Annotated in this window: 37 protein-coding genes; 6 read left to right on the forward strand and 31 right to left on the reverse strand. The window is 62.9% G+C overall.

Going from position 1 to position 25,573, the window contains the following annotated elements:
• Positions 1–110: 110 nt before the first annotated feature.
• The 3 genes from adh (at position 111) to ABIE08_RS20320 (ending at position 3,301) form a co-directional block, all read left to right on the forward strand.
• Positions 111–1,628 (forward strand): aldehyde dehydrogenase, encoded by a 1,518-nt coding sequence (gene adh, locus ABIE08_RS20310; RefSeq protein WP_354553673.1) that lies wholly within the window; start codon positions 111–113, stop codon positions 1,626–1,628.
• A gap of 70 nt (positions 1,629–1,698) precedes the next feature.
• On the forward strand, positions 1,699–2,055 hold the full coding sequence (locus tag ABIE08_RS20315) for a DUF779 domain-containing protein (RefSeq protein WP_354553674.1): 357 nt from the start codon (positions 1,699–1,701) through the stop codon (positions 2,053–2,055).
• Positions 2,056–2,581: 526 nt separating this feature from the next.
• Positions 2,582–3,301: a sulfotransferase family 2 domain-containing protein gene (locus ABIE08_RS20320; RefSeq protein WP_354553675.1), complete on the forward strand. Its 720-nt coding sequence runs from the start codon at positions 2,582–2,584 to the stop codon at positions 3,299–3,301.
• A gap of 403 nt (positions 3,302–3,704) precedes the next feature.
• Here the strand turns inward: ABIE08_RS20320 and ABIE08_RS20325 are convergent, their stop codons facing one another.
• Complete coding sequence (locus ABIE08_RS20325) at positions 3,705–4,418, reverse strand: SOS response-associated peptidase (RefSeq protein WP_354553676.1); 714 nt, start codon at positions 4,416–4,418, stop codon at positions 3,705–3,707.
• A gap of 140 nt (positions 4,419–4,558) precedes the next feature.
• Here ABIE08_RS20325 and ABIE08_RS20330 point away from each other — a divergent pair, with 140 nt between their 5' ends.
• Together ABIE08_RS20330 and ABIE08_RS20335 are read left to right on the forward strand one after the other, a co-directional pair.
• A complete protein-coding gene (locus ABIE08_RS20330) occupies positions 4,559–4,756 on the forward strand; it encodes a hypothetical protein (RefSeq protein ID WP_354553677.1) in 198 nt (65 codons plus the stop codon).
• Between the two features lie 972 nt (positions 4,757–5,728).
• Positions 5,729–5,935, forward strand: coding sequence for a helix-turn-helix domain-containing protein (locus ABIE08_RS20335; protein WP_354553678.1), 207 nt, complete (start codon positions 5,729–5,731; stop codon positions 5,933–5,935).
• A gap of 187 nt (positions 5,936–6,122) precedes the next feature.
• Here the strand turns inward: ABIE08_RS20335 and ABIE08_RS20340 are convergent, their stop codons facing one another.
• The 14 genes from ABIE08_RS20340 to ABIE08_RS20405 form a co-directional block, all read right to left on the reverse strand.
• Positions 6,123–6,701 (reverse strand): hypothetical protein, encoded by a 579-nt coding sequence (locus ABIE08_RS20340; protein ID WP_354553679.1) that lies wholly within the window; start codon positions 6,699–6,701, stop codon positions 6,123–6,125.
• An 85-nt stretch (positions 6,702–6,786) separates the two neighbouring features.
• A complete protein-coding gene (locus ABIE08_RS20345) occupies positions 6,787–7,017 on the reverse strand; it encodes a hypothetical protein (RefSeq protein WP_354553680.1) in 231 nt (76 codons plus the stop codon).
• A gap of 423 nt (positions 7,018–7,440) precedes the next feature.
• Positions 7,441–7,803, reverse strand: coding sequence for a hypothetical protein (locus ABIE08_RS20350; protein ID WP_354553681.1), 363 nt, complete (start codon positions 7,801–7,803; stop codon positions 7,441–7,443).
• A complete protein-coding gene (locus ABIE08_RS20355; RefSeq protein WP_354553682.1) occupies positions 7,787–8,251 on the reverse strand; it encodes a hypothetical protein in 465 nt (154 codons plus the stop codon). Before ABIE08_RS20355 ends, ABIE08_RS20350 begins: the two co-directional genes overlap by 17 nt.
• 129 nt (positions 8,252–8,380) lie before the next feature.
• A complete protein-coding gene (locus tag ABIE08_RS20360; RefSeq protein WP_354553683.1) occupies positions 8,381–8,632 on the reverse strand; it encodes a hypothetical protein in 252 nt (83 codons plus the stop codon).
• The gene (locus ABIE08_RS20365) at positions 8,629–9,291 is read right to left on the reverse strand and encodes a lysozyme (RefSeq protein ID WP_354553684.1); all 663 of its coding nucleotides are present in this window, start codon (positions 9,289–9,291) and stop codon (positions 8,629–8,631) included. Before ABIE08_RS20365 ends, ABIE08_RS20360 begins: the two co-directional genes overlap by 4 nt.
• Positions 9,292–9,774: 483 nt before the next feature.
• On the reverse strand, positions 9,775–10,233 hold the full coding sequence (locus ABIE08_RS20370) for a hypothetical protein (RefSeq protein ID WP_354553685.1): 459 nt from the start codon (positions 10,231–10,233) through the stop codon (positions 9,775–9,777).
• Between the two features lie 15 nt (positions 10,234–10,248).
• Positions 10,249–10,956, reverse strand: coding sequence for a hypothetical protein (locus tag ABIE08_RS20375; RefSeq protein WP_354553686.1), 708 nt, complete (start codon positions 10,954–10,956; stop codon positions 10,249–10,251).
• Positions 10,956–11,648 (reverse strand): hypothetical protein, encoded by a 693-nt coding sequence (locus tag ABIE08_RS20380; protein ID WP_354553687.1) that lies wholly within the window; start codon positions 11,646–11,648, stop codon positions 10,956–10,958. The genes ABIE08_RS20375 and ABIE08_RS20380 overlap by 1 nt, the downstream gene beginning before the upstream one ends.
• Before the next feature lie 9 nt (positions 11,649–11,657).
• Positions 11,658–12,539, reverse strand: coding sequence for a hypothetical protein (locus ABIE08_RS20385; RefSeq protein ID WP_354553688.1), 882 nt, complete (start codon positions 12,537–12,539; stop codon positions 11,658–11,660).
• Between the two features lie 20 nt (positions 12,540–12,559).
• A complete protein-coding gene (locus ABIE08_RS20390) occupies positions 12,560–12,937 on the reverse strand; it encodes a hypothetical protein (protein ID WP_354553689.1) in 378 nt (125 codons plus the stop codon).
• 39 nt (positions 12,938–12,976) lie between these two features.
• Positions 12,977–13,315, reverse strand: coding sequence for a hypothetical protein (locus tag ABIE08_RS20395; protein ID WP_354553690.1), 339 nt, complete (start codon positions 13,313–13,315; stop codon positions 12,977–12,979).
• Between the two features lie 14 nt (positions 13,316–13,329).
• Complete coding sequence (locus ABIE08_RS20400; protein WP_354553691.1) at positions 13,330–13,938, reverse strand: hypothetical protein; 609 nt, start codon at positions 13,936–13,938, stop codon at positions 13,330–13,332.
• Positions 13,931–14,299 carry a hypothetical protein gene (locus ABIE08_RS20405; RefSeq protein WP_354553692.1) on the reverse strand — a complete coding sequence of 123 codons (369 nt, stop codon included), beginning with the start codon at positions 14,297–14,299 and terminating at the stop codon, positions 13,931–13,933. Before ABIE08_RS20405 ends, ABIE08_RS20400 begins: the two co-directional genes overlap by 8 nt.
• Before the next feature lie 88 nt (positions 14,300–14,387).
• On the opposite strand from ABIE08_RS20405, the gene ABIE08_RS20410 reads away from it, so the two are divergent.
• On the forward strand, positions 14,388–14,624 hold the full coding sequence (locus ABIE08_RS20410; RefSeq protein WP_354553693.1) for a hypothetical protein: 237 nt from the start codon (positions 14,388–14,390) through the stop codon (positions 14,622–14,624).
• Here the strand turns inward: ABIE08_RS20410 and ABIE08_RS20415 are convergent.
• The 16 genes from ABIE08_RS20415 to ABIE08_RS20490 form a co-directional block, all read right to left on the reverse strand.
• On the reverse strand, positions 14,611–14,793 hold the full coding sequence (locus ABIE08_RS20415; RefSeq protein ID WP_354553694.1) for a hypothetical protein: 183 nt from the start codon (positions 14,791–14,793) through the stop codon (positions 14,611–14,613). The two genes, ABIE08_RS20410 and ABIE08_RS20415, sit on opposite strands and share 14 nt — an antisense overlap.
• Before the next feature lie 32 nt (positions 14,794–14,825).
• Entirely contained in the window at positions 14,826–15,221 is a 396-nt protein-coding gene (locus ABIE08_RS20420) for a hypothetical protein (RefSeq protein ID WP_354553695.1), read from the reverse strand.
• Positions 15,221–15,592, reverse strand: a complete 372-nt coding sequence (locus ABIE08_RS20425; RefSeq protein WP_354553696.1) for a hypothetical protein — start codon at positions 15,590–15,592, stop codon at positions 15,221–15,223. The genes ABIE08_RS20420 and ABIE08_RS20425 overlap by 1 nt, the downstream gene beginning before the upstream one ends.
• A gap of 3 nt (positions 15,593–15,595) precedes the next feature.
• Positions 15,596–16,537: a hypothetical protein gene (locus ABIE08_RS20430; RefSeq protein ID WP_354553697.1), complete on the reverse strand. Its 942-nt coding sequence runs from the start codon at positions 16,535–16,537 to the stop codon at positions 15,596–15,598.
• Positions 16,537–19,056 carry a phage tail protein gene (locus tag ABIE08_RS20435; protein ID WP_354553698.1) on the reverse strand — a complete coding sequence of 840 codons (2,520 nt, stop codon included), beginning with the start codon at positions 19,054–19,056 and terminating at the stop codon, positions 16,537–16,539. The genes ABIE08_RS20430 and ABIE08_RS20435 overlap by 1 nt, the downstream gene beginning before the upstream one ends.
• On the reverse strand, positions 19,053–19,466 hold the full coding sequence (locus ABIE08_RS20440) for a DUF6950 family protein (RefSeq protein ID WP_354553699.1): 414 nt from the start codon (positions 19,464–19,466) through the stop codon (positions 19,053–19,055). The genes ABIE08_RS20435 and ABIE08_RS20440 overlap by 4 nt, the downstream gene beginning before the upstream one ends.
• Positions 19,466–20,092, reverse strand: a complete 627-nt coding sequence (locus tag ABIE08_RS20445) for a hypothetical protein (RefSeq protein ID WP_354553700.1) — start codon at positions 20,090–20,092, stop codon at positions 19,466–19,468. Before ABIE08_RS20445 ends, ABIE08_RS20440 begins: the two co-directional genes overlap by 1 nt.
• Positions 20,092–20,739: a hypothetical protein gene (locus ABIE08_RS20450; protein ID WP_354553701.1), complete on the reverse strand. Its 648-nt coding sequence runs from the start codon at positions 20,737–20,739 to the stop codon at positions 20,092–20,094. The genes ABIE08_RS20445 and ABIE08_RS20450 overlap by 1 nt, the downstream gene beginning before the upstream one ends.
• Complete coding sequence (locus tag ABIE08_RS20455) at positions 20,736–22,628, reverse strand: hypothetical protein (RefSeq protein WP_354553702.1); 1,893 nt, start codon at positions 22,626–22,628, stop codon at positions 20,736–20,738. The genes ABIE08_RS20450 and ABIE08_RS20455 overlap by 4 nt, the downstream gene beginning before the upstream one ends.
• Before the next feature lie 145 nt (positions 22,629–22,773).
• Entirely contained in the window at positions 22,774–23,184 is a 411-nt protein-coding gene (locus ABIE08_RS20460; RefSeq protein WP_354553703.1) for a gene transfer agent family protein, read from the reverse strand.
• A complete protein-coding gene (locus ABIE08_RS20465; RefSeq protein WP_354553704.1) occupies positions 23,181–23,615 on the reverse strand; it encodes a phage tail tube protein in 435 nt (144 codons plus the stop codon). Before ABIE08_RS20465 ends, ABIE08_RS20460 begins: the two co-directional genes overlap by 4 nt.
• Positions 23,616–23,639: 24 nt before the next feature.
• Positions 23,640–24,038, reverse strand: coding sequence for a DUF3168 domain-containing protein (locus ABIE08_RS20470; RefSeq protein WP_354553705.1), 399 nt, complete (start codon positions 24,036–24,038; stop codon positions 23,640–23,642).
• Entirely contained in the window at positions 24,035–24,505 is a 471-nt protein-coding gene (locus ABIE08_RS20475) for an HK97-gp10 family putative phage morphogenesis protein (RefSeq protein ID WP_354553706.1), read from the reverse strand. The genes ABIE08_RS20470 and ABIE08_RS20475 overlap by 4 nt, the downstream gene beginning before the upstream one ends.
• Entirely contained in the window at positions 24,505–24,849 is a 345-nt protein-coding gene (locus tag ABIE08_RS20480) for a phage head closure protein (protein WP_354553707.1), read from the reverse strand. Before ABIE08_RS20480 ends, ABIE08_RS20475 begins: the two co-directional genes overlap by 1 nt.
• Positions 24,836–25,012, reverse strand: a complete 177-nt coding sequence (locus tag ABIE08_RS20485) for a hypothetical protein (RefSeq protein WP_354553708.1) — start codon at positions 25,010–25,012, stop codon at positions 24,836–24,838. The genes ABIE08_RS20480 and ABIE08_RS20485 overlap by 14 nt, the downstream gene beginning before the upstream one ends.
• The gene (locus tag ABIE08_RS20490; RefSeq protein ID WP_354553709.1) at positions 25,012–25,572 is read right to left on the reverse strand and encodes a head-tail connector protein; all 561 of its coding nucleotides are present in this window, start codon (positions 25,570–25,572) and stop codon (positions 25,012–25,014) included. Before ABIE08_RS20490 ends, ABIE08_RS20485 begins: the two co-directional genes overlap by 1 nt.
• Position 25,573: the final 1 nt, after the last annotated feature.

Below are 25,573 nucleotides of genomic sequence, written 5' to 3' on the forward strand. Positions count from 1 at the left end.
GGCTGAGACAGTTCCGCCTTGCCACCCGGAGCGCCCGGGCTGACAGGCGCGCCCGAACGGACAACCTTCCTTGCATGACGCGGTTTCAGCGTCGACCAAGGGAGGTCATCATGAACAAGCCGGAATTCGTTCGCAACGCCAAGGCGCCCTTCGCACCCCGCTACGACAATTACATCGGCGGCAAGCGCGTGCCCCCCGTATCAGGCCGCTATTTCGACAACACGTCGCCGGTCAACGGCCGCGTCCTGTGCGAGATCGCGCGGTCCGAAGCCGCCGACATCGAGCTGGCGCTGGACGCCGCCCATGCCGCCAAGGACGCCTGGGGCCGCACCAGCGCCGCCGAGCGCTCCCTGATGCTGAACCGCATCGCCGACGTCATGGAAGAAAACCTCGCGACGCTGGCGCTGGCCGAGACCTGGGACAACGGCAAGCCGATCCGCGAGACGACGGCCGCCGACATGCCGCTCGCCATCGACCATTTCCGCTATTTCGCCGGCGCCGTCCGGGCGCAGGAAGGCGGCATTTCCGAGATCGACCACGACACGGTCGCCTATCATTTCCACGAGCCGCTCGGCGTCGTCGGCCAGATCATCCCGTGGAACTTCCCGATCCTGATGGCCGTTTGGAAACTGGCTCCGGCGCTCGCCGCCGGCAATTGCGTCGTGCTGAAACCGGCGGAACAGACGCCCGCCTCGATCCAGGTCCTACTCGACCTGATCGACGGCATCCTGCCGCCGGGCGTCCTCAACGTCGTCAGCGGCTTCGGCCTTGAGGCCGGCAAGCCGCTCGCCTCCAGCCCGCGCATCGCCAAGATCGCCTTCACCGGCGAGACGACGACCGGCCGGCTGATCATGCAATATGCCTCGCAGAACCTGATCCCGGTGACGCTGGAACTCGGCGGCAAGTCGCCCAACATCTTCTTCTCCGACGTCGCGGCCGAGGACGACGATTTCCTCGACAAGGCGATCGAGGGCTTTGTCATGTTCGCGCTCAACCAGGGCGAGGTATGCACCTGCCCGAGCCGCGCGCTGATCCACGAGAAGATCTATGACCGCTTCATGGAGAAGGCGCTGAAGCGCGTCGCGGCGATCCAGCAGGGCGACCCGCTCGATCCCGCCACAATGATCGGCGCGCAGGCCTCCAGCGAGCAGCTGGAAAAGATCCTCTCCTATCTCGACATCGGCAAGAAGGAAGGCGCCGAACTGCTGATCGGCGGCGAGCGCAACGAACTGCCGGGCGACCTCGCCGGCGGCTATTACGTCAAGCCGACCGTCTTCCGCGGCCACAACAAGATGCGCATCTTCCAGGAAGAGATCTTTGGACCGGTCGTGTCCGTCACGACCTTCAAGGATGATGAGGAAGCGCTGTCGATCGCCAACGATACGCTCTACGGCCTCGGCGCCGGCATCTGGACGCGCGACGGCAACCGCGCCTACCGCTTCGGCCGGGCGATCCAGGCCGGCCGCGTCTGGACCAATTGCTACCACGCCTATCCGGCGCATGCGGCCTTCGGCGGCTACAAGCAGTCAGGCATCGGGCGCGAGAACCACAAGATGATGCTCGACCACTACCAGCAGACCAAGAACATGCTGGTCAGCTACTCGCCGAAGAAGCTCGGCTTCTTCTGATAGGGCTCCTCCCCAACTGGCACCGCGTGGCTTCCCCCGCGCGGTGCCTTTTTCCCGCAAAGAGGCTCGGATGGACAAGGTTTCGGAAGACCGCGTCAGGGCTACGCCCGCCGCGCGGCAACTGCTGGACGAGATCATCGCCGACCACGGCCCGGTGCTGTTCCACCAGTCCGGCGGCTGCTGCGACGGCTCGTCGCCGATGTGCTACCCGCGCGGCGATTTCATGATTGGCGACCGCGACGTGCTGCTCGGAACGATCGGCGAAACGCCCTTCTATATCGGCGCCGCACAATATGAGGTCTGGAAGCACACGGAACTGACGATCGATGCGGTCAACGGCCGCGGCGGCATGTTCTCACTCGACAATGGCCGCGAGCGCCGCTTCCTCGTCCGCTCCGACATCTGCGCGATCCCCGGCAAGGATTGAGGCCGGTCAAAGGGCCGCAAAGGGCGGTCCAGCGATCCCGGGGGCGCTAAAGCTCCTCGCTGTGCGAGCGTTCCAGCAATCGATCGATCCGCTGGAGCACAGACTCGGACCGTCGCAGCGCCGTAGCCCCTTCCCGCAGCTTGCTCTGCAGGATGGTATCGAGATTCGCCGCTTCTGTAAGTTTGGCAGGCCGGGCTGTGTCCATGGCGCGCAACGTACGGTTCGCCGGCCGGTTCCGTACAGTGACGGAGATCACTGCGCCGGAGGCACTCATCCTCAACACCGAAAAATCTGACTACGATACCTATAGCGCCCGAGAACAACGGGAGCACATCCGAGGGTTGAGCCCGCCAAAACACACCCTTGAGCGACGAATACCGCAGCGCAATATAATACCGTATAAAAAGTGACCTCTCTCGAGAAGAAACGCTGAGAAATCAGCCCGAACATGATTGACGTTATTGACTAGAATGGCTCGCTCGCTGATTTTGTTGCAAATCGACCCTCAAAATTTTCCGCCACTACTATGACAATCGTCTCCCATCGGCATAAGTTCATTTTCCTGAAGTCGCGGAAGACCGCGGGTTCATCGGTCGAGGGCTGGTTGGCACCTCTGCTCGGCCAAAGGGATGTCGTGATCACGAGCGACGAGAACCGGCGGCTGCCCGTGTTCAGCACACCGCATCCGGTCACACGCTTCGCGGCCGTCGAGCGTCCCTTCAAGAAGGTGCTCCGGCTTGTTCGCCCAGGGTTTCGCCTCGATCAGCACTCAGACGCGGTCGACGTGCGCCGGGTTGTCGGCGAGGAGGTCTGGCGGAGCTATTACAAGTTCAGCATCGAGCGCCAGCCTTGGGACCGGCTGCTTTCCCTCTGGTCCTGGCGCCAGCACCGCCTCAAGCGGGAGATTTCCTTCGATCACTTCCTCGATCGGATCGAAAGGAATGACGGAGACCCCCTGGTCCAGTACTGGTCCAACCTGCCCGCCTACACCGACGAAGGCGGCTCCATCATCGTGGATCGGGTGCTGGACTACGCGCATCTGCGGGCCGAACTGAGCGGGGTGGCAACACAACTGCGCCTGCCACTAGCCGTCGATAGTCTGCCAAAGCACAAGTCAGGCATCCGCGCTCGGTCACACGGGGTAGAAAGCCTTTCCCCCGCGCAGATCAAGCGGGTGAGCCATCTGTGTCGCGCCGAAATTGAGCTCTTCGGCTGGAAGGAACCGGCATGCAGCGAGCCGGCCTGAGCGAAGGTCTTTGCAACAGCGATCATCGACCTTGGTTATTTGAAGGTGGTGCGGGCGGTCCGCCCCACCCGGGGGCTTGACAGCTGATTTCGCTAATGTTTTTGAAATTTCATCTTAATTTGTATCCCAGTATGTATCCCGTTTAGTAACCCGACAATCGCAGGTCAAACAAGGCGTCTCTCAGCATTGATTTTGTTTCAGGCCGTTCCCCACCGGGCGGATGGGAACGGCACAAAGGCGGCTCTGGACGGGAGCCACCTTTTCTCATCGAATGGCTTATCCAGGCGGAGGATGAGGGCCCATCGCCACCATCAGTCGAGCGACCGCCCACCACAGCAGGATACTCGCGGCGATCAGCCCAGCGAAGACCAGCGTCCTAAGAACGGCTCTCCTCCAAGCGGCACTATCCATCCTGCTTGCTTCCCCGCGCGACGATCTGGAGAGCGCCATCAGGCAGCGGCTTCTGCATGCCTGGCACTTCATTTGCCGGCGCTGTCATCCACCGCTCGATCTCTTCCGTGGTCCGCAAAATGACCGGCATCGCCTTCGGGTGAATGGCGCCGACCTCGGCATTGGGCTCCGTCGTCAGAAAGCCGAACAGGTCATTGGTGGTCTCCCCTTCCCTCACCTTCCGCACGCTCGTCCAGCTGGCCCAGATACCCGCAAAGAAGGCGAGCGGCCGATCCTCGGCGAGCGCGAACCAGATGTCCCCTCCCGCATCACGGTTGAATTCTGAGAATGAGGTGAACGGGACGAGGCAACGGTTCTCAACCCCGAGCCACCGCTGCCAGTGCTTGCTGCCGATGTTGCGGATATTGGTCGTGCCGGTGTCCGGCTCCATCCGTAGCAGTTCCTTGAAGTCGACCGCCTTGCCCTTCGCCTCAAGCTTGGCAGCGCGCTTCTTGGTCGCCTCCATGAGGGCGAACTGAGACGACGGCATTCCCCACCGGGCAAGCGCCAACTCGCGAACCCCGTCTGGGGCGTTCCGCACGATCGGCACCGGGTAGTCCGGGAAGATGCCCGGCATCGGCGGAAGGTTGCCGGTCTGGTCGCGCATCGCTCTCGCGATCGCGCGGATGGCATCCTGATTCCGGGTCATCGAGTAGAGGTTGCACATGCCCCAAGCCTATCGGGGCTGTGCAAAAAGGGAAGCCCTGCCTCGGAGCTTCAAATGCGAGCATAGGATTCAACTCCTAGTCTCATTGACTCTCTCTGCGATGAGAACAAAATAGGAACAACAGCGCACGGAGAAGAGCGATGGGCGACCCGGCCGAGAATGTCGACCTGGTGCAAGAGGCACTGGACGAGCGTGTAAAAAGCCTCTTGGCGTCCCACAACGGGGATCCGCTCGCCGTGATCGAGACGCTTTTGCTCGCCGTGGATGCGCGGGCGGAGCGCGTCTCTTTTGGCTTCGTGCGGGGATGCCTGCCCGCACTTACCTGTCGAGATGATTGATGTCTGTCGAGACGCTCGGAGACGCTTGGCGCGCAGGCTGGACCGTCTCGGCGCGCTGCAAGGGGCGCAATGCGAGGACAAAGAACGGCACGAAGCCCTGCCTTCAACAGGTCGACCTTGATATGCGAACGCTGCTCTGGACACGCGGCGCGGACTTCCCGATCGCAATGCTCTCGGATCGGCTCATGTGCCCTTCCTGTCGCTCCCGCCACGTGTTCCTCATCTTCGACATTCCGGGAAATGGATCCCGCGCGATGGTGAGTTAGTCGGAAAGCTGGCTGTGAGCAAAATCGGGACAGTTGGAGAATTTCTCGAGAGCGGCACTGGGCTAAGCGTGCATTGCCTGGGCTGCCGCCGGCACGTCAAGGTGGACCTGAGGCCGGTCGCTGAGAAGCATGGGCGCGGCTATTTAATTGTCGGCCCCGACACGCGCTTCCGCCGCTCGCTAAAGTGTTCCGCCTGCGGCGCGCGCAAAATCCAAATGACAATTGTGGCACCCGGGGTAGCAACAGCCGGCTCGTTGCCGGGTCGATCAGAGCCCGACGCTAACGTCGGCCGCCAGCTTTATCATCGCCCACCACAGGCCACATGACGCCGCCAAGGCGCCGACCCACCCTATCGCTCGCATGGTCGTCCCCCAAGCCCGAGGCGGCAATCACTGTCATGGATTGATCAAAATCGCGGGCCGCACAAGGAGGCCCAAACCCCGCCTGGTTCGTCAATAAAAGCGACCACAGTACACTTTTGTATTGACGGAGAAATGTGGCCGTAGTACACATTGATTACCGGCCAATCAGGGCCGGGAATTGGAAGGGGGTGAGACGATTGAAAATCCGGCTTAGGCTGATCATCAGGTTCTGCGGTTGCCACCTGCACCTGAGGATCAAGTTCTAGGAGAACGGGGGTCGGGCGAAAGCCCGGCCTCCACCGGAGGAAGTAGATCGCCTCACCCCCTCACACCGGGACAATACCATGACGCCCGAGCAGTTCAAATCCTGGCGCGACGAAATGGGCATGACGCAGAGCCAAGCGGCCGATGCGCTTGGCGTCGCAAGAGGGACAATCCTGAACTATGAGAGCGGCAGCCGTCGCGATGATGGACGACCGGTAGCCATTCCGAAGACAGTAGCTCTGGCCTGCGCGGCGCTGCGTGCGGGCCTCGCGCCGATCGGCGAATAGCGCTACAGCCCCCTGCAGCTTCTCCCCCGAAGATCGGCCAGCGTACGCCTGGCCGCGCAGGAACATGCCGGTCTGTTTCCAAAAGCCGGCCACGACTGGCTTCGCAATAATAGGCGGCTGAGCTGAGCGCTACTTGCCTATCAAAGGAAGATCGAGAAGCACAAATAGCCGTGATGGTACGGAAGCATCAAGCGCTCAGAATATGGTGAACACGCTGCCAGAGCGGACTCATCACGATCTGAACATACTCCACAGGCAATTCCATTAGTGACGCTATATCATCTATATTATATTGGCCGGAAGCATACTTTGGGTATAGCAACTCGCGAATCTGCCAAGGGAATAATACCGCAAGCGCGAATAGATACCCATATCTGTCACCCCATACCGACACGCCATCATCCAGGCTCTGCATTTCGGTAGGAAGAATGATTTTGCTAATGAGGTCGTTGACGGCCTCGTCAGTAGTTACACGCTGGTCAATCGGGTCGAGAACGTGAATCAGTTCTTTCGCGCAAACGAGCCGCGAGAGCTCGTTTGACATGCTCGCAGCATAATCAATAGAGACGACCCGGATCTCGTCGTCCCCTTGGAAATGGCTTTCTTCGACAATGCGGCCTTTTAGGATGTTGGTGTCGATATCTGCCTTCCAGAAATATACCTCAAATTCGCCCGCTTCCTTGATAGCTGGGATTATATCGTCATACAGGTCGATGGGACCGCTCTCGCGGGTCGAAAAGAGACGTACAAGATCACTAGCCCGCAAGATTGCCCCCTGACGATTTGACAAGTACCGTCTAACAAAAAAGGCCTTGGAAAACCAAGGCCTTTCTCATCAGAAACGAGGGTTATCAGGCGACCAGATCGCGAAAATTGATCTTTTCCTTGGACACGCGGGGACCTTCCGCACTTTTGGTGGCGGAATTATCGCGCTTCTGTGCATCGATTTTGGCGTTTTCAGCACGAAAATCTTCAGCGCGAATCAGCGAGGCATCACCGCGGAAAAACTTCACGTTGTTCAGCTTCGTGCCGACCTGTCGTTCACTGAGGCAGCCGCTGATATGGGCGCTAGAATCTGTCATATCGACCTCCTGCAGTTTTGCAGAGCAGCAGAATGCTGCTCCTTCGGCCATTCATATAGGGAGTGGCACCTCGATTTGGAGGCGCCCTACACCATTTTTTTTAAATGTCAATATGATGTGGCCGTATTACGACCATATCAGGCCCATTCGCATTGCGAAAGAGGTGTTGACATCACAACACGAATAATTCGTTGAATCTTTCCAGCTCAGATCCTTGGCTTTTCTCTCGAATCCAGTGCGATTGGTGGTCGCTCAATTTCAATTTGAAAAGCGCGGATCGGTTGCGAGAAAATGTAAGAGCATGAAGTTAATAAACATTAAAAAATGGGGCTCTCCGAATCTGATCAAAAGGGAGGATCAGATTTGGTTCGCGCCGCTGTCCACAAACGGTTCAGGCATCTCATAGGAATCTGAGGAAAACCGTCACCCCGCCCGCCTCGGCAGCCGCTTCAAAATCCTCTGGACTTTCACCTCCGCTTTCTCGTCAGCCCGGCGTTCGATTTCCGCCTCATCTGCGGCGTCACGCATGAGGTCGCGGATGTCCTCGATGGCCGAGGTGCATGCCCGAAATGCTGCGCCCAACCCGCGCACCTCTTCGACCAGTTCCTTGATCGGCTTGGTGTCGGCGATCGAGGCCGCCGTGATCACCAGGTCGTCGGTCGGCTGAGCCTTCCCCTTGATGAAATATCCGACGAAGCAGGCAAAGGCAGCGCCGAGCAGCCCGCCGACATAGAGGATCGCGCGAAGCCAGTCGGGCAGCGACGACACATCAGGCATTGCGTCCATGTTTCCAGGCCTCGTCTGCATGCCGGGCGTCCGTCGAGGTCCGGACGATGTTGTAGATGTCGAGCGCGAAAAAGACGGCCGAGGCCGATAGACCGGTCGCCGTCGTCGCGGTCACCCAGACGGATAGCGACTGGCTGAGCCAGAAGAAGCAGGACAGGAACGCCATCGCCGCCCGCACATGTGGCGATCGCCGCGACCAGGCCGTATCGGCAAAGGTCCCGTTGATGACAAGCGCCACCAGGCGAAGTGCGGCAATGCCAAGGGCGGCGCCGCCCCAGAGCCCTTGCGATCCATGGTCGGCCAGCCACAGCCAGGCAGGCCGCTCGAGATAGCCGGGAGTGAAGAGGCAGTTGAGCGCCCAGATCATCAGGATCAGCGCGAGCGCCCATTCCGAGGCCCGCGCCGGCAGGTGCTTGGTGATGCCGGTGGCGATGCGCGCGATGATCATGGCGACGGTTTCCAGCCGCAATGCTTCTCGCCAAACTCGTTGTGAGCGACGAAGTCCTGTTTCTGCGGCTTGGACAGGGCCTCATAGGCTGCGGTCGAGATCCGCCAGGGCTTCTCTACGAGGCAGAAGTCACCGCCGCCGTGCGTCTGACAGCCAGCGAGAAGCACGGCGGTCCAAATCGGCAGGGCCAAGAGCGTCAATCTCATTCTCAAGATCCTTTCGATCCTGCGCGGCAACTTCGTTCCTGTGCGCCTGGGCCGCCCTTTCCTGCGCGCGGCCAATGGCGAGCAGCTTCAGCACGAAGCCGGCCACGACCAGCAAGGAAGCTCCGCTGGCCGCGATATAGCGGCCGGCGCGCGTGGCGAAGAACCAGGCGATCACGACGATGCCTGCAGCGATTGCCGGATGAAGTGGAAGGCCGCGACGGCGGCACCAATGACGATCACGGCCCCGATGGCATAGGCGATCGGGCCGGGTCCGTTGGCTGCAGCGATTACCGTGCCGGCGGCGGTAGCTGCCGGCATCAGCACCGCCGGATTGGTCAGGATATTTGCCTTCGGCGGAGCGGCCGGGACCGAGGCGCTCGAAACGAACGCCCCCTTCACCCAGAGGCCGCCCTCGGCGTTGCGTCGATTCACCAGGCCAGTGATGCGCTTGCCGTTGTCGTTGACCCACTTCAGAAGCTCAGACGGGACCGAGGCATAGTCGCCCTTGTTAAGCTTCTTCAGCAGGGTCGAGCCCTTGAACTGCTTCTCGCCAATGTTGAAGACGAAGGAGACGAGCGCGGCGAACTGGTTGTCGTTCAGTGACACCTTGACCAGCCGGCTGACGGTCTCTTCCGCCTCGCGCAGGTCGAGCTTGAGCAGGTGCTCGGCCTGAGCCTCCGTAATGACTGCACCGGCCCTGACGACATAGTTGCTGTCGGAAGTGTGGCCGTAGCCGATGGTCAGCACCTTGCCGGTGTCGAGGTAGGCCTTCGCCTTGAAGCCCTCGAACCGTTTGACCATAGCGATACCTTCCGCCGAAATTTCGCGGTTCATGTCTTGTCTCCAGCGATGTGAGGATTTCGGGTGTGGTGTTGCCGGCTTGCAATCGACAGGAGCCGGGCGCGATGGCAGAGAACGTAACGTCAACAATGCCAAGGGGGCACTATGAAGAAGACCTATGAGAAGCCGGCAATCATGAAGTCGGCACTCCTGCAGCGCGTGGCGGCTGAGCCCGTGCCGAGCGGCTACAACGGCAACTGATACCTCCGTCGCTTCGCTGAGAACACTTCGCGCGCCGGCACCCCCGGCGGGTTTTTCGTGACAGGGAACCAGCTTTGCCGTCGCGTATTGACCAATGCGGGCGTGCTAATGCAGGCCGTCAATCCAGCTCATGACCGGCAGTTCGCGGTTTCAGGGCACCAGTGAACCGCCCGCACCCTCTTGCCGACGAGCAAGCACGCCGTCCCCGGCGTGGTGCTCCAGGGCCCGCCAGCATCATCCCCCGAATCCCGCTGGCGGGCTCCACTACTCCCCGCCCTAAAAGCGCTCCGCAGCCACGAACAGAGTGTCGATCGCCTGTTCATCGAGTGCCATCTCGAGCCCGAGAGCCGAGACGTAGGGATGCCCGCGCTGCCAATTGTTCGCGTCGGCAAACCAGATTTGCACGGCTCGGACCGGGTGCGCTGCAATCATGGCCTCAACGTCGTCTAAGATCTCGGCTTGATCGAGGGCGAGCTTTGCCTGTGCGGCAGAGACCTCCGAAGGTATTGGCGCCGGCGGAATGTCCTCCAGCACGTAACGAACGCCTTCTCCGGCCCATTCGACGGCAGGGCCGGGTTGCTTGCCGTCCGGCAGCACGCTGGGTGCCTTCGCGCGATAGAGCCCGATGGCTGCCATCTCGGCATCAGACCAGAGCCAGGCAATGCTGGCCGGGTAGAGGACGCCATCAATCCGTACAGTGGGGTCCCATCGGGTTAGGTCTCTGAAGAAAATCACGATCTCGGCGCCCCTTTATAAGGGTATGGGGATGGGTCGACCTGTGACGTCAACGGCGAAATAATCGATCTCGCTGTTGGGCGTGGTCGAGAAAGCCGTGCCGATCGCCACGAAGCCGGGGCCGGCTATGTTCGTGTCTGTCACGGAATGCAGCCATGTGGTCGGCTCAGCCGTTCCAGACGGCCAGATCCTGACCTGGATGTTGTTACCGACGCTTCGATATCGGATGTAGACCCAGGTATTGACGGTGTAGTTTGGCGTCGGAAGGAACGTCTGCGCTCCGATGATCGTGCCTGCGCCAGACACATATCGAACCAGTGCGCCGGACCAACGCGAGCCCGAGGTCTGCATGGAAAGAACGCCACGATAGGCGTTCTTCGATGCTGGCACCCCTGACGCCCTCGATATGACCGATACCAGTTCGGCCACCGCAGACCAGGTTGCGATCGCTCGCACCCTCATCAGAACTTCCACGTCCGCACTCGCCGGGATTCTGTCCCAACCATAACCGGGCTGCGTCCCCGCGACGCCGTTCTTGGTGATGCGAAGCGCCTTCCCGGAGAGGGAGCCAGTCACGGCCACGACGCTCGCGCTATAGGCCGATGCATCCCATTTCTCGGACCAATCAATAGGCGGGCTGCCGGTCGCATACTCCGAGAAGTTCGTCTGGAAGAGTGGCCCCTGCGAGGCGGCGATCATGTTGCCCATGAACCCCGGCAGCATCACTTCCAATCCTTCGACAGAACGGCGCGGATTTCGGACGTCGACACGCAATCAAGATCGAGATAGTCGACCGCACCCGAGGCCTGCGACAGGACCAGACCGAAGCCGCCTGGCGTCTTGAGGGTCGGGCCCAGGGCCATCGTAAAGGCGCCGGCGATGGCCAGGCGGATGCGGCAGCGACGGCCGACGACAAAGGCTGTAGGGTCCGGCAGAGTAAAATTCGCATTGACTGGCAGCGTGAAATCAATGCCCGCGGTCATGTCCCAGGCGACAGAGCCCGAGACGATCGAGAGGGGGACCGGCACCATCGCAGCCGCCAGGCCGTCAGTGCCGATGATCTTGGCTGTCGCGAGCGCGCGGTATTGCGCCCCTGACGCCCCGACCAGATAGTCGCCCAGCGCGGTGATGTAGACCTCGGCAGCTCCGGTCAGGTTCAGTAGGCCTCCGGTGGAGGATGCGAGCAGCGAACGCGCCATGACAGTGCCGCTGGCCGTGTAGGTGCCAAGCCCGATCTCCCAGGCGGTGCCATCCTCGATAGCGTAGTTGAACGTGTCGCCATTGGCGACGCCTGCCGCTGCGAAGGTGCGATAGTAGCCCTTTGCCGCATTTGCCACGGCAGCGCCAAGCGTTACAGCGCCCGTTCCGGTGGTCGCGGTGGTCATCCGCGCCCGGTCCTTAATCACGAAAGCCATGGTCAATCCTTACTGGTAGTTGGTGCGCCAGGCACCGGAGCGGCCCATCCAGCCCTGCGTGACGGGCTTCCAGCTTCCGCCCTTGCGGACGAACAGCTTGGCCGGAACGGCGATGCCGCCGCGGCGAACGAAGAACAGGCTGCCGCCGATCAGTCCCAGCGAGATCTCGGCCGGTAGCGACAGCACTTCATTGCCGTGCAGAGCGTGGATCTGGCCCAGAGCGGGCACAGTGATGACGGCCGGCAGGGATAGGAGGGATTGGCCGGCAAGGTTGTGGATCTGACCAATGGCGGCGCTGCCGATCTCCGCAGGCGCGCCCGTGATCCCGAGGCCTACGAGCGGCACCAGGACGGCCAGCGATCCCGGAGCGATTGCCGCAGGCGTGCCGACGACGGGCAGTCCCGCCAAGGAGTGGACCTGACCGAGCGCCCCCACACTAATCGCTGGGGCACCCGAGACGACGCCCTGGCCAGTCAGGGCATGGATCTGGCCAAGCGCAGCCGTTCCGATCTCGGCCGGCGCCGTGACGATCGACAGGCCCAGCAGAGCCACGCCGGCGACGCCGAGCGAGCCCAGCCCGATCTCCGTGCCACCAGAGGCAAGGCTCTGACCGGCCAGAGCATGAATCTGGCCGAGCGCTCCGACCTGGACGACCGCCGGGACCGAGACGACGCCCAGACCGCTCAGGGCATGGATCTGACCCAGCGCCAACTTTCCGATGACGGCCGCCTGGGAAGCAACGGCGCCACCGGAAAGAGCATGAACCTGGCCAAGTGCCGCGGTCCCGATCTGGGCATTGGCAGAGACGACGTCGCTGCCTGAGAGCGCAACGACGTTGCCCGGTGCCTGTCGGCCAAGCGGGACGGAGCCGAGAGGGGCTGATCCGAGCATCTATCCTCGCAGGATGAAGGTCAGGCGGGGCCGAGCAGCGAAACGTCCATGGCGCCGAGCGTGAAGACGTTGCTTGCCGTCACGACCTGCGTTCCAGTCAGCGCCTGCGCCACCAGGAGCCGACTGTTGACGGTGTCGACAGCCGCCCAATGCGACGCGGTTCCGCCGGCGGCCACCGCACCATCTGAGATGGCGGTCGTCGTCACCTTGCGTCCCCCGGAGCGCGCGGCGGGAGAGCCGAAGGCCCCCCCGACAGCGAAAGTCTTGCTGCCAAGGGCATTGGTGGCGTTCGCGGCCGTGAAGGTCGCCGGCTCGGCATTACAGATGAGGATTTTGTCGGCCTCGGCGTCGAGGACGTTCAACCCGAGATCGAGGACTCGGTCGTTGAGATACGGCATGGAAACTGCCTTTCCGTTAGGGATTACGAGGCGAAGAAATCAGCCGCCGGCGATCTGGGTCGCGCGGGTCATGGCGGCGGCTTCTTCCGGGTGGAAGCTGTCCTCGAGCCAGGATCCTTCCGGAAGGTCTTCGGTCGGTTCCACGCGGGAATAGACGTAGAAGCCCTTCGGATTGAGCCAGTCGAGATAGGTCATCGTCTTGTCGGCCTCGATCACCTCGCCGGCAGCATCTCGGTGGCCGAGCTGATAGTGAGCGGCCGTCTTGTCATTCGCCAGCAGCTTGGCGGTCGCCTTGCCGGTTCTCTTGGCCGGCCCACGCTCGACGCGCGCCTTGCCGTCGATCTCGGTGATGTCTTCGTTTATGCGGATCGTTGCCATGATCGGTCCTTTGGTTAGGCAGGGACTTTCAGCCAGAGCGCGTTTTCCGGCGCGCTGCCGGTCGGGTCGTTGGTGCTTATGGTGATCGAGGGCACGCCGAGCGCAGCGAGCACGTCGGCAGTGGTGGCGCCCGGCGCGCCAGGCGTCCCGGGATTGCCCTGCATGCTGGTCGGGCCAGCCCAGTCGCCGGAGGCGGCGCTGGCCTTGATGTAGATCTGGAACGGCACGACGTCGGTGCGGACAAAGATGAAGCCTTTCGCGGCGGCGTTGTTCGCCGTGCGATCGGCGAGCGTGCCGGTTGCGTCCGGCTTGAAGCCGAGGCCCGCCTCGATCGCCGCCACGATCGCCGTCAGTCGGGTGTTGATCTCGGCGGCCGATCGCCAGCCGATGCCGGTACGCAGGATCCGGTAGTCGGGCTCGTTGGTCAGCATGGTGCCGTTCCAGGGCAGCGCCAGCGTCAGGCTGGTATTGCTCGGCACCGTCTCGACTACGGCGAAGCCGTCGCCCTTCATCAGCGTGTCGCCGGGCTTCACCTGGCTCAGGAACGCCGTCAGCGTGCCGGCGACGGCGAGGCCGCCGGCGGCGACCGAGATGTTGCCGGCGTGATAGGTGCTGTCAGCCATTCAGGAACTCCTCGAGGGCAGCTTCGATGGCCGCCGGATGCGGCGCAGATCGGATGGCGGCTTGCGTGGCCTGGCGCCGGGTCTCGATCGCCGTCAGTGCTGCTGCATCGGCCGCCGCTTTGGCGACGACGCTCGACGCCAACTCCGCGACGGGGAGCCCTTTCGCCACGGCCTCGGCGGTCAGCAGTGGCGCGCCGCCCTCACCGCCCAGTACCCGCTTCGCCTCGGCCAACTTGCGCGCCCGGAGCGCCGCAATCGGCGACGACGTCAGCGGGTGCAGTTGCTCGCCCGCCATTTCATCAAGGCGCGCAAGAGCACTCGCCCGGAGCGGCTCCAGGTTCTTCGTCAGACGGATTTTCAAGGTGATGGGCTCCGGCCGAGGTCGTCTATCCGACTCGACTCCCGGGGGATGATGGGCCACCCTCTGGTTGCAACCTTGGGAGGGGCCAATGAAGGAAGTGAAACTCGAACTGAGCGGGGACGATCAGCCGGAGCGCATGGATCTCCATGCGGCCGATCTCCAGGAAATGTTTCAGTCGGACCAAGAGGGAACGACGCTTATCTGCGCAGCCTGCGGAAAGCCGATGGTCGAAGGTTTCCCGACAAGCTTCATGGTCATGGCTGGCGTCGACTTGGTCTGCCAGCATTGCGAAGCACGCAACTTTTTGGACACTACTGCCCTTTAGCTAAGGGCTCGCTCGGATCCTTCGAGAGCGAGACGATCGCGTAGCCGTCCCTGATCTCCGCAGAGGTGATTGCGTCCAGGCGGAGATGTACCCGGCCGCCCGGATGGTCCGTCTCGGAATCGATTTTGATGACGTGGCGGCGGCTAAGCTTGGAGGCTTCACTGGTCATAGTCACAGTCCTTTGGGTTGGAGATGTCTGGGCTAGATCACCGTGATCTCGGCCGACCAGGGCATGAACGGGAACTGGTCGAAAACGACCCAATAAGTCGCCGGCATCTCGGCCGTCAGCTCGAGCAGACCGTCCTCGACCGATACCGGCTGGCCGTCGATATGAACGACACACGGCACCGGCAGGCCGGTGATCTTGACCTTGCTGCGCTTGTCGGCCGGGATCTCGGTGCGGTTGATGGCGATCGGCGCGACCGGGCGGGCGACCAGTTCGCCATCGACGACATAGTTGGTCGCCATCGACGCCCCGCCCGGCACGACCACGAAGGAGAAGCCCCTCGACCGCAGATCATCCAGATCGTCCGGGCTGAAAGCGCCACTCACCCCGCCTGTGATCCTGCCGGCGTCGTCATGATAGAACAGCTGCATTAGGTCATCTCGTTATCGAACACGTTGTAGGAAAACACCGCGCCGGCCGTGCTGTTGTTGATCGTGAAGACGTTGCTGGCACGCCGATAGGTGACCTCGAACCCACGCCCTGGCCCCCGAACGCCGTTCGTGCCGTAGAACATGTCGACGAGGATCAGCGGCAGGCCGAGGAACGTTTTCGGCAATGGGATGTTGGTGTTGCCGGCCGGCAGAGCGGCCGTGATGCCAGATACCAGCGGTCGCAGCCTCTGGGTTCCACTGTCGAAGACGAGCCCTTCCGGCGGCGCCGTGTCGACATCGAAGCCGGGCTTGGAAAACTGGATGACGAAATTCGAGCCGCGCTTGCCCAGGTGTCCTCGTTTTGTCGGCATGGTTCAATCCGTCGGCACGGGGCGGTCGAGCACGATGATCGAAACGTTACCCCAGACGTTTTGCGACCAACGGCGGATCTGCACCTGACCCGCCCCGGGCGACGGCGAAGTGATGAAGCCCGACATCGGATAAGCGCCGCCCCAGGTGTTCACCTCTTTGTCGGATGGCAGGGTGTAGATCTGGTCGTTCTGTGCGCCGTTGAACGTTCCGAAAAAGAAGATGATCGGATAGTAGCCCTTCCAGGTGTAGGGGAAATTGATCACCGTATAGACGTTGTCGGTCGCGCTGCTCGCCACGCCCTTCCGGCTGTTTTGGGGCGCGAAGGTGGCGTTGATGACCGTGAAATCATCGTCCGAGCTGAAGGCCATCTGGGCCTTGGCGCAGGTCCGAACATCGAAGCCAGGGCGCGAGACATAGAGCCCATAGTCGGTGCCTCGCTTCCCCATCATCATCCGCGCCAATGGGTGCGGGTCATTGCCGACGACGCCGAGATCCCGCGCCGGGATCTTGAAGACCACGGCACAGACATAGTGGTCGAATCGGAATTGCCCCGACTGGGCGTAGATCACGACGCGGTCGTTAAACACCTCATACGTGAGAGAGCCGGTGCCCGGGGCATTCGGGCCAATGTCCTCGCGCCAATAGATGAGAGCGCCGTTTGGATTCGACAGGAAGATCTTCACGCATGGCACATAGGGCAGCGCCGGGAAATACAGGGTCCGCGGGCTCAAATTGCCAGCGCCCGGGCTCTGGTTCGCGGTAATGCCGAAAATTCGCTCTTTCGCGACCGCGTGGATATTGCCGGCGAAGGGCCACGCCGTGTCGAAGTCGAGCTTCTCCCGTGTCAGGTTCGGATCGGACGCATCAAAGCCCGGCTTGGAGACGCGAGCGCGCCAGTCGCCGGGCGATAGCTGGCCCGCGAACAGGCGAGGATTAAGGGCCATCAGGGCTCCGAGAAGATCAGGTTTTCGCCGCTGAGATCGAGCTGCAAGACACTGTTCGTGGACCGGATCACGACGCCGGTCATGTAGACGACGCCCCCGACGATCGCGAAGGGCACGACGCGGGTCGTGCCGTCGCCGATCGAAAACTGGTCGACCAGGAACGTGCATCGCGACACACCGCCGACGATGTCGAGCAGCATGCCGGCTTCCTTCCAGTTCGGCGTGCCGACCGTCCCAGCGTTTAGGAAGATCTGGAACCGGACATCCACGCCGCTCGGCGCCGCGGTCGCCGCGAATTTGACGAAGCCACCGGCCGACATCTGGTCGGCCTTCACATTGATCGCCGTCACCTGCGATGCGACGGCGGTATCGCCGGCAATATAGGCCTCGGTCACCTGCTGGATCGCCGCGACGAGATTTGCTCGCATCGCCGCGCGCTGGATATAGTCGGCGCCGACATTCTCGGCCCCGTCCAGCGCGATCCGATCGATCACCTCATCCAGCTGGCGCTGCAGTTCCTGCATCGAGCCGCGAGCGTCGCCGGTCATCAGCGACAGCTCATAGGCCTGCTGCGCCGTGATGCCTTCTGCGATGTCGGGCGTAAGCACAGAGCGCCAGCTGGACCAAGCCGCCGGCCGGGGCGATGCGGGCCGATAGCGCCCCCTCACCTCATACTGCGTCCGGCCCAAGATGGACTGCGAGATCTCGATCGCGCCGGCTTCAACACGGTCGGTCTCCCCCTGCAACACCATTGTCTGATCAACAACCAGGCGAACCTCGAACTGCACGCCGTCGACATCGTCGATATTCGGGTCCCATGACATGCGGATACCGGCCCGCATGCTGTCGCCGTCGCCCCGGATCGTGATCGGGACCACATTCCAGTCGATGATCGGCTGCGCCGGCGGGCGCACCACCTCGGTCGGCGCCGTGACGATTGGCTTCTCGTCCGTGCCTGGGATCCAGAGATAATCCGCCGGATCGACTTCCGTCAGGTTGAACCCGACGTTGAGGCTGCCGAGATCCTGCACGGCGTCGACACGAAAGAGCTTCGTCAAATAGCCATTACGGGCCGAGGTCCAGGACACGAAGTCGTTGGGCTCGATCAGGAACGCATCCGGCGGCATGGGAAGGGCATGCTGGCGGAATCGACGCGCCTCTGCCAGAGCCGACTTCATTAGCCGCTGCACCTGCGTGCCGAAAGGCACAAGCCCATAGGTGACGTCCGCCACCTGGCGGCGACCGTCATCGGCGGCCTCGAGCGTGATCGAATAGAGCGGTGGCGCGTCCTTGGCGCTCCAGCCCTCGGCGGGCTCGATGTATTTGCCGGTCACGGCATTGACCACCTCGGCCAGCGACGGGAACGGCTCGAAGGTCTGCGGATCCGTCGAAAGGATCGTGTCATCCGTGAAGGCAAAGACCGACGTACCCGGTGCGCCGGCATGCGGCTTGTAGACGCCGCCGACCTCTGCCAGACGCCCGTTGCAAGCCTTCATCAGCTCGGCCAGGACCTCTGCGGGCTCGGTATCGAGCGAGATCTCGCCGCCAGCGCGGTACTGAAGCTCCGTCCCGGAGCCGACGAGCGCAACGCTCTGGTCGCATTCGTTCATCGCCGCCGACCAGGACGAAATCGGCAACTGCGAGCCGGAAACGGTCTGGCCGCCGTAGAACCATTTGCCCTTGTAGGTGATGCCCCGGATGATGTTGTAGGCCATCACCGCCGGGTTGGCCGGCGCCTGGCTATAGGTCGCGGTATCGCCCCACACCTGCAAACCCGAGCCGCCCATGGCGCTGTCCTTACGGACGTCATAGAGCGGCACGCCATCCAGCACGAACTTGAACTGCGGGAAGCCCGAGAAGACCTTGTCGCTGACGCGTGCGATGACCACGGCATAGGCGACGCCCGTGCCGACGCGCGTCGCCTTGTAGGGCCGCGCCGAGCCGGCGAACCGTGCGACCATCTGGGCATCAGCCGCCGTCTGGTTCCCGTCATAGAAGCGGACCCAGAGCCGATCGCCATCATTGTTGTATTCCGGGATCGCCGCCTGTGTGCCGGAAGCGTTGGCCGCGTTCCAAGTGACCTTGGAGCCGTTTACCCAGATCTCGGCCAGGCCCTTCACGGGGAGGTCGGAAAGGGCGATCACCATGTGCAGGAACGCGTTCGGCGTGTTGTCGACGTTCCCCCAAGTGCCCGCATAAACGAGCGAGCCCGCCGTCATGCCGCGACCGACGATGAAGCTGCGCGGCACGGCACCGCCGGACTGCAGCTTGCCTGAAGCGCCGCCGACACCGCCGACCGGCTGCTTTTTGCCGAACAGGCTCTGCGCCAGATAGCTGAGGCCAAGGCCGATGCCGAGCTTGAGCGCGCCGCCGACGAGCCCCGCCAGGATGCCGCCGCCGCCGAGCCAGCCGGCAAATCCCGCCACCAACCCGAAGACCGGGGCCGCGTGGCAAAGGGCCGTCGAGCACAGCAGCAGCTGCGCGGCCGTTGATGCGGTTCGAAGAGCGCGGCGGATCATGGGATTCGGAATGCCTTTGCAGCCGTGAGGCGATCGAGCGTGCCGAGGCCATCAAGCCCAAGCACCGTGACGCGCTCGCCCGCGACGACGCCAAGCGCCCAGCCATCCTGGGTATCGAACGCAGCGATATCGCCAGCGCCCGCCATCATCGGCGCGATCTCATCGAAGAAGTTCGCCGCGAGCGCGACCAGGTCAGCATAGCCGGCCCGCTTCAGCGCTCGCTGGGCGCCGCTGGCCGATCGGTAGGAGCCGCGGAAACCGGTCGCCAGATCCAGTCCGGTCATCGCCTTGATGCAGTCGGCCGCGAACAGCGCGCAGTCATGCTCTCCCCACGCGAACGGTACGCGGCGATGCGCCTCGATCGTCTCGTGCAGCGCCGTTCGCCACGTCGGGATGCGGTGCAATGCCATCAGCCTACCCGCCCCTTGTCCTTGCCCCAGAACAGTTCCCAGTCCGCGACGACGCTGGTGTCGTGATAGAAATCATCGTCCGCCTTGCGGAGGATCTGGCTCTCGTGGCTGCGGACGTCTGGGTTCTTCCGGGTCAGTTCGCGCGTGTGGGACGCGCAGGAGAGCGTTACCGTTGACGCGCCGCCCTCGGCCGGCGTGACGACGGGCGCCTCGTCGATGAAGCCGATGAAGCGGGACTTCGCCGGCGCCACCAGTTCGAGCGTGTCGGGGTTCAGATAGCCGCGGTAAATCGTGATGGGGGCATTGCGTGCGTCATAGGTCTTCGTGGCATCGATCACCGACGCGTCGATCCCGGACAGCACGACCTCGACGGTCCGCACCGAGATATCGGAGGTGAGCGGGATATCGCCGATCGACACGAGCGCGCCGCCGACGAAAGCCTGCGCCTCGACCAGCCCGGTCCGGCCATTCTTGACCAGGCAGGAGAAGGCGCCTGCATCGGACCAGAAGCCCACAGGCTTAGAGTTGCCGGTGAGCCGGTCCTTCACGGTGATAACGACGAAATCGCGGGCAACGACAGTCCGCGCGGCAATGGCCGAGATCTCGGCCGCATCGAGCGACCGCATCAGATCACCTGCATGGCATTGAAAGAGATTGGCCCCCGGGCATTCAGATTGGCAGGCGCTGATATCGACCCAGGCACGATCAGCATGAGGCAGGCAGGCCGCTTGACCTTGACGACATTGTTGATGGCCGCGCCCTGCCGCATCGGTGGCCGGACCTCGAAGGCCGGCGTCACGCCGCTGGCATCAGCAACAGCATCTTCAACCGCCTGGTGCAGCGCATAGGAGGGGCCAGAGCCGTAAGCGAAGGCAATATGGTCCCCGATCGAAACCTTGAACCCAGGCGGGAGCGCCTTGAGACGAAGCGCAATGGTCGACGACAGGGCCGATATGGCGGCCGTTTCACCATTGAACGCTACGCCCGTCGGCCAGCTGCCGTTGGGATGCGCCGCAGGGTAGACGGACGCAAAGTCATAGCCCCAAAAGGTCTTCTGCCCGTTCTCCAGAGCCGCGAGTTTCGCCTTCCATCGGCGCAGCTCATTTGGCGACAAATCGCGCGACGACGCTTGCATCGTCCAGAGGGGCGCCCGCAACGATTTAACGCGCAGCTGGCCGCCGGCCTGGCCGGAGGTCTCATCGCCATAGGAAGGATCGAGCGTCGCCCAGCCGGGCCAGTCGGCCAGCAGGTCGAGCGGATAGGTCAAGGTCATTTCAGGATCCGATCCCGCTGCATGTTGCGGATCTTGTCCGGCAATGCAGCCATGAGACGCTTGTTGTTCTCGGCCAGGATCGAGGCAAACTGCGACTCGCTCATTTGCGAACCGCGCGCGTCGATATGGGTATCGCCGAGGCGGAAGATCGGCGCCGATGCAGATCGGGGTGCCACCGCGCTCGGCAATACCGGAACGCCGATGGCAGTGCCCACGGCCGACAGCCCCGAATTCATCGCCTCGAGGAGGGCACGGTTCTTTGCCGTCGCCCGCGCATTGACCACGAATTCCTTGCCGTGCACGACGCCGGCAACCTTCCCCGTGCCGCGGTCGCCGGTGTAGCCGCCGCTCGCGAAGCCAAGCAGCTTGCCGATGCCGCCAAACGCGCTGCCGCTGGAACCTCCGCCGAACAGATCATTCAGGGCGATGTCGATCAGCTTCGATGCCACCTTGTCCAGCGCATTGGCGAGCGCCTCGGTGGCGGACTTCCCCTCTCGCATATCGGAGATGAAGCCACTGAAAACGTCGCGGCCGAGATCGCGCATCTCCTCCGCCCGCTGCCGAACAAGGTCCTGCTTTTCAGCAAGCTTCTGCGATTCAACCGACGCCGTTGCATAGCCAGACGCCAGCGCATCGATCTTTTCGCGCAGAGCCGGCGTGATCGTCAGCCCAGCTTCCTGCGCCGCATAGAGAAGGTCCTGTGCAGCCCGCGCCTTTTCGACTGCAAAGCCGTAGTCGTTGATCAACGGATTGACCGAGGCCTGGGCGGCAGTTTCCGAGATCAGAGCGGCCGTCCGCCGCGTGATCGCCTCCGTCTCGCGCTCATACTCATTCTTGCGATCGGTGCCATAGCCCGCTGGCGGGACGACAGCCGGCTTGGTGATTGTTCCAGCGTCCAGCACTTTCCGGCCACCCCGGACGGAATCGAAGAATGCGTCGGATTCGGACTGGCTGGGCGACGCCGTTGACGCACCAATCTTGAAGGCCCGGCTTCCCTTGCCCTGGTTGGACTGGTCCCAAAGCGGGGACAGCGCGTTCGCGACGTTCCCAAGCTTCAGCTGGGCCAGCGTGTAGGAAAGATCCTTCACCGATAGGGTGATCTCTTCCAAGGCCGATACGACATAGGGAGCCACCTCGACCGCGAACCCTTGGAAGGTGGCCCGCAACGTAGCCTTGAGCTGCACAAGCTTGTCGTCAAGGTCGCCAGCCTTTGCGACCAGGCTGTTGCTGACCACGACGCCGGCTACCTGCGCGTCGCGCGTCAACTGGTTGATGCCGGCCGACCCCTGTTGCAGCAGCCCCACCATGTCTTTGCCCGCCGAACGGCCGAAAGCGAGAATAGACAGGTTGAGGGCGTCCTGCGGGTTCTTGGCCCGAGTGACGAGGTCCGCATAAGACCCGAGCATATCGGTGACAGAGCGCAGCTTTCCGTCCTGATCATACAGTGCGATACCGTTGATCTTCAGGACCTTGGCCAGGTCGCCGCTCCCGCTGGCGGCCTGCGACATGTTCTGGGCGAACTTCTGCAGGCCGTTATCCAGCGACTCCGCCGAACCGCCCGCCATGTCGGCTGCATACCGCAGCTCCTGGAGCTTTTCGGCGGTGATGCCTATCCTTTCGGACGTATCACCGATGGCGGCGAGTGCCGCGACAGCATCCGTGATGGCGTTCACGGTCTGGGCGGAGAAGAGGGCGCCGACGGCGCCCACTGCAAACCCCTTCAGAAAGCGATCGCCGATACCGTTCAGATTGGCATTCATCTTGTTGAACCGGCCCTCGATCTTCGAGCTGGTGGTATTGGCAATGCCTACCGCCTTGGCCATCGACCGCTCATAACTCTTGAGCTGCGCCTCGAGGCGGACCACCAGCCGCTCCAGATCGGTTGCCATCAGCCAAGTCTCCTCACCAGGTCGTGGAATTCATCGGTGGTCGGCGGGTCGACCGTCTCATCGGGCGAGTTGGCGCGGTTGTGCCCGTCAATGCAGGCGGCGAACTGCCAGAGGCTCATGGCGTCGACTTCGGCGGGCGTGAAGCCTAGGACGGCTCCGGCGCCATAGAGTTCGGCGAAGGCGAGGCGTCCATCTCTGTCGCCTCCGTCGTGGCCTCCGCCGGCTCCCTTTTTCCCACCGGTTCCTCCGGGGGGCCGACGAGCGCGGTGATGAGGACCGCCTGCGCGGCCGGGACATTGTCCATCAACGGGAACACGTCGACATAGCGGGTGACCAGGCCGAGAGCCTCCAGCGGTTTCATGCCGCCACCGATCAAGCCGACCCGGAGCGTCTCGCGGATATCATCGACCCGCCAGCGGCCCGTGCTGACGCGCTGCAGCAACTCCGCCGGGCCAACGCCGGTCTTTTCCTGCAACTCGCGCCATTCGCCGATGGCGAGCCGGAACCGGTGCTCGCCATCGCCCCAGGCGAAGGAAACTGAACCGTCGCGGCTCATGCGGCCAGTTCCACCGGACCATCGGACTGCCATTCCATCTCGACCTGAATGAGCCCGTCCTCCTCGCCGGTGATGTTGAGCGTAGCGAGATGGTAGCGGCCGACATAAGTGCGCGGTCCGACCGCGTAGTCGATCGTCACCTGCACGTTGCGCGAATCCTGGTCGGCGAAGGCCTCCTCGTAGAGATCGAGGCTTTCCTTCGCCAGCGTGCCCGAGCCCGACAACGAGGCGGTCAAGGCGCTCTTGACGCGCTCGGTCCAGATCGGCGCGTCGGGGTCATCGCAGTCGCCGATGTTGAACTCGTTCATGGAGGCGGAGCGGTTGAACTGCTTGGTCTTCAATGCGCATGGAGCAACAAAGACTTCCGGCGATGCTCTGTCACCGATCTTGATAAGCAGCTTCGAACCTCGAAGCGTCGTGGGCCTCGCCATGGCGGTCTCCTTTGGTGGCTTGGGTTAGGCGGGCTGTGTCAGGGCCCGGAAGGTCATCGCGATATGATTGGTCACGCCATCGGGATCCCGAAGGGTGCGGGCGTCGCGGAAATGCAGGAGCCCAAGCGAGTGATCCTCGAGGGTCAGCTCCACATCATGCAGAGCGTCGCGAATCCCGTCGGCGATCCTTTTGGCTTCCGGGAAGCCGACCGCGCGCGACCACACATGCACGTCGACGAAACTCTCCGAACCGCCGTAGCAGTCCGCCAGGTCCGCGTTCACCTGAATCTCGCCGATCGTCACATAGGGGAACACTGCCGATGCCGGCGGTGTGTCATAGACCCGACCAGCCACGGCAGGGGCGCCGTCAACGATGGCGTGAAGAAAGGCCGCCTGCAGCGCGAGGCTCGGATCGGAACTCATGAGCCCTCCGCGATACGTTTGATCGCCTTGGTCATGGCCCGGTTGACGCGGCTCTTGGCCCGCTTCCGAAGCGCACGATAGGCAGGAAAGAAGAACGGCTGTGCCCTCGCGCCGGGATGCATCGAGCCCTTGGTGGAACCACCATTCTCGTGCGGCGCGGTCCCGAACTCGACAAGGTGAGCGTACCGCGTCTGTGAATTGCCGGCCGAGATGATCACCGTCAGATCCGGATCACCGTCGCTCATGGCGGAGCCAGCCAGCGACGAATACCGCTCCTTACCGCCACCCCAGGTCTGCACGATGCTTCGCGCCAGGCGGCCGGTGCGCTTGGGAGCCAGGCGGCGCTGCATGTCCTGGATCTCGTCAGCGCTTTCGGCCAGGGCCTGCTTTGCGGCCGCGCGAACCTGCGCTGGCATTGCGGCCAGCTTCTTTAGCAGGCGCTGCCGGTTTTCTACCTTCGTCGCCATCAGCCCACCGCCACGCCGCTTGTGGCGAGGATATCGAGATAGGCGCCCTTCTCATCCATGTTTGCCATCGACGTGATGTTGAAGAGCGTCCCCGCCCGGGCGTCGCGGGCGCGCCACTCCGTGCTGATCTGGCGCGCCTGTGCCGAAAGTCGAATGCGGATGACGACCGGCTGGGATCCGGCGAGCCGGGCCGCCTGCACGCCCTCTCCGCCCTTGAGCGGCTGGATGCGAGCCCAGACGACGAACTCCTCCTGCCAGTCGCCGGAGACGGCGTTTCCATAGCCGTCATCGGCAACCGCACGCCTGTCGAAGGCGACCCGCTCGCGAAGTTCACCCGCGCTCATCTGGTTTCTTTCTGACGATGGCCTCGGCCTTGCCGGCCTCGATGGCGGCAGCGGCGCACACGCGCGTGACGCGCAGCTCCATGCCGGCCTTGTAGGCGACGGTCACCCGCCCTTGCCGCTCGGCGGGTGACCAATCGAAATCGGCGATAAACCGGACGCGCATCAACGGTAGACGCGGAAGGGTGAGAGCAGCGCTTCGACGGCGAAGGGCAACTGGTTGACTGCATTGCCGATACTGACGGCCTCACGCGCCTCGTACCACTGACCCACCAGCAGCAGGATCGCTTGTCTGATGGGAGGCGGGACCTCTGGGTAACCGGCACGATAGCGGACCCGAACAGCATCAACGTCAGAACGAGCGCTGGGCCAGCTCTCGCCATAGGCGAGCGCCAGCCGGGGTCGCGATGGCTGACCAGTGACGCGGTAGAGGGTGCTGATAGCTGGTTTGCTCTCACCCCTTTCGTCGACATATTCAACCGCGTCGATCTCTATGACCGGCGCCATCAGCTCCATGTGGTCGCAGAATTCAGAGAAACGTGTCTCCAGATCCTGCTCGCCGATGGCCCGGCCGAGCCAGCCCGCAGGGCCATCGATCCAGGCTGTTGCCGCGGCGACGAGCGCCTCGACATAGACCTTCTCGTCCTCGCCATCGAGCCGTAGATGCGCGCTGACCTGCTCCCAAGAGACGACCGGCTCCGGCGCGGTGATAACGACGGTACTCATG

It is taken from the genome of Kaistia defluvii, from assembly GCF_040548815.1.
In the GTDB taxonomy this organism is placed as follows: Bacteria; Pseudomonadota; Alphaproteobacteria; order Rhizobiales; family Kaistiaceae; genus Kaistia; species Kaistia defluvii_A.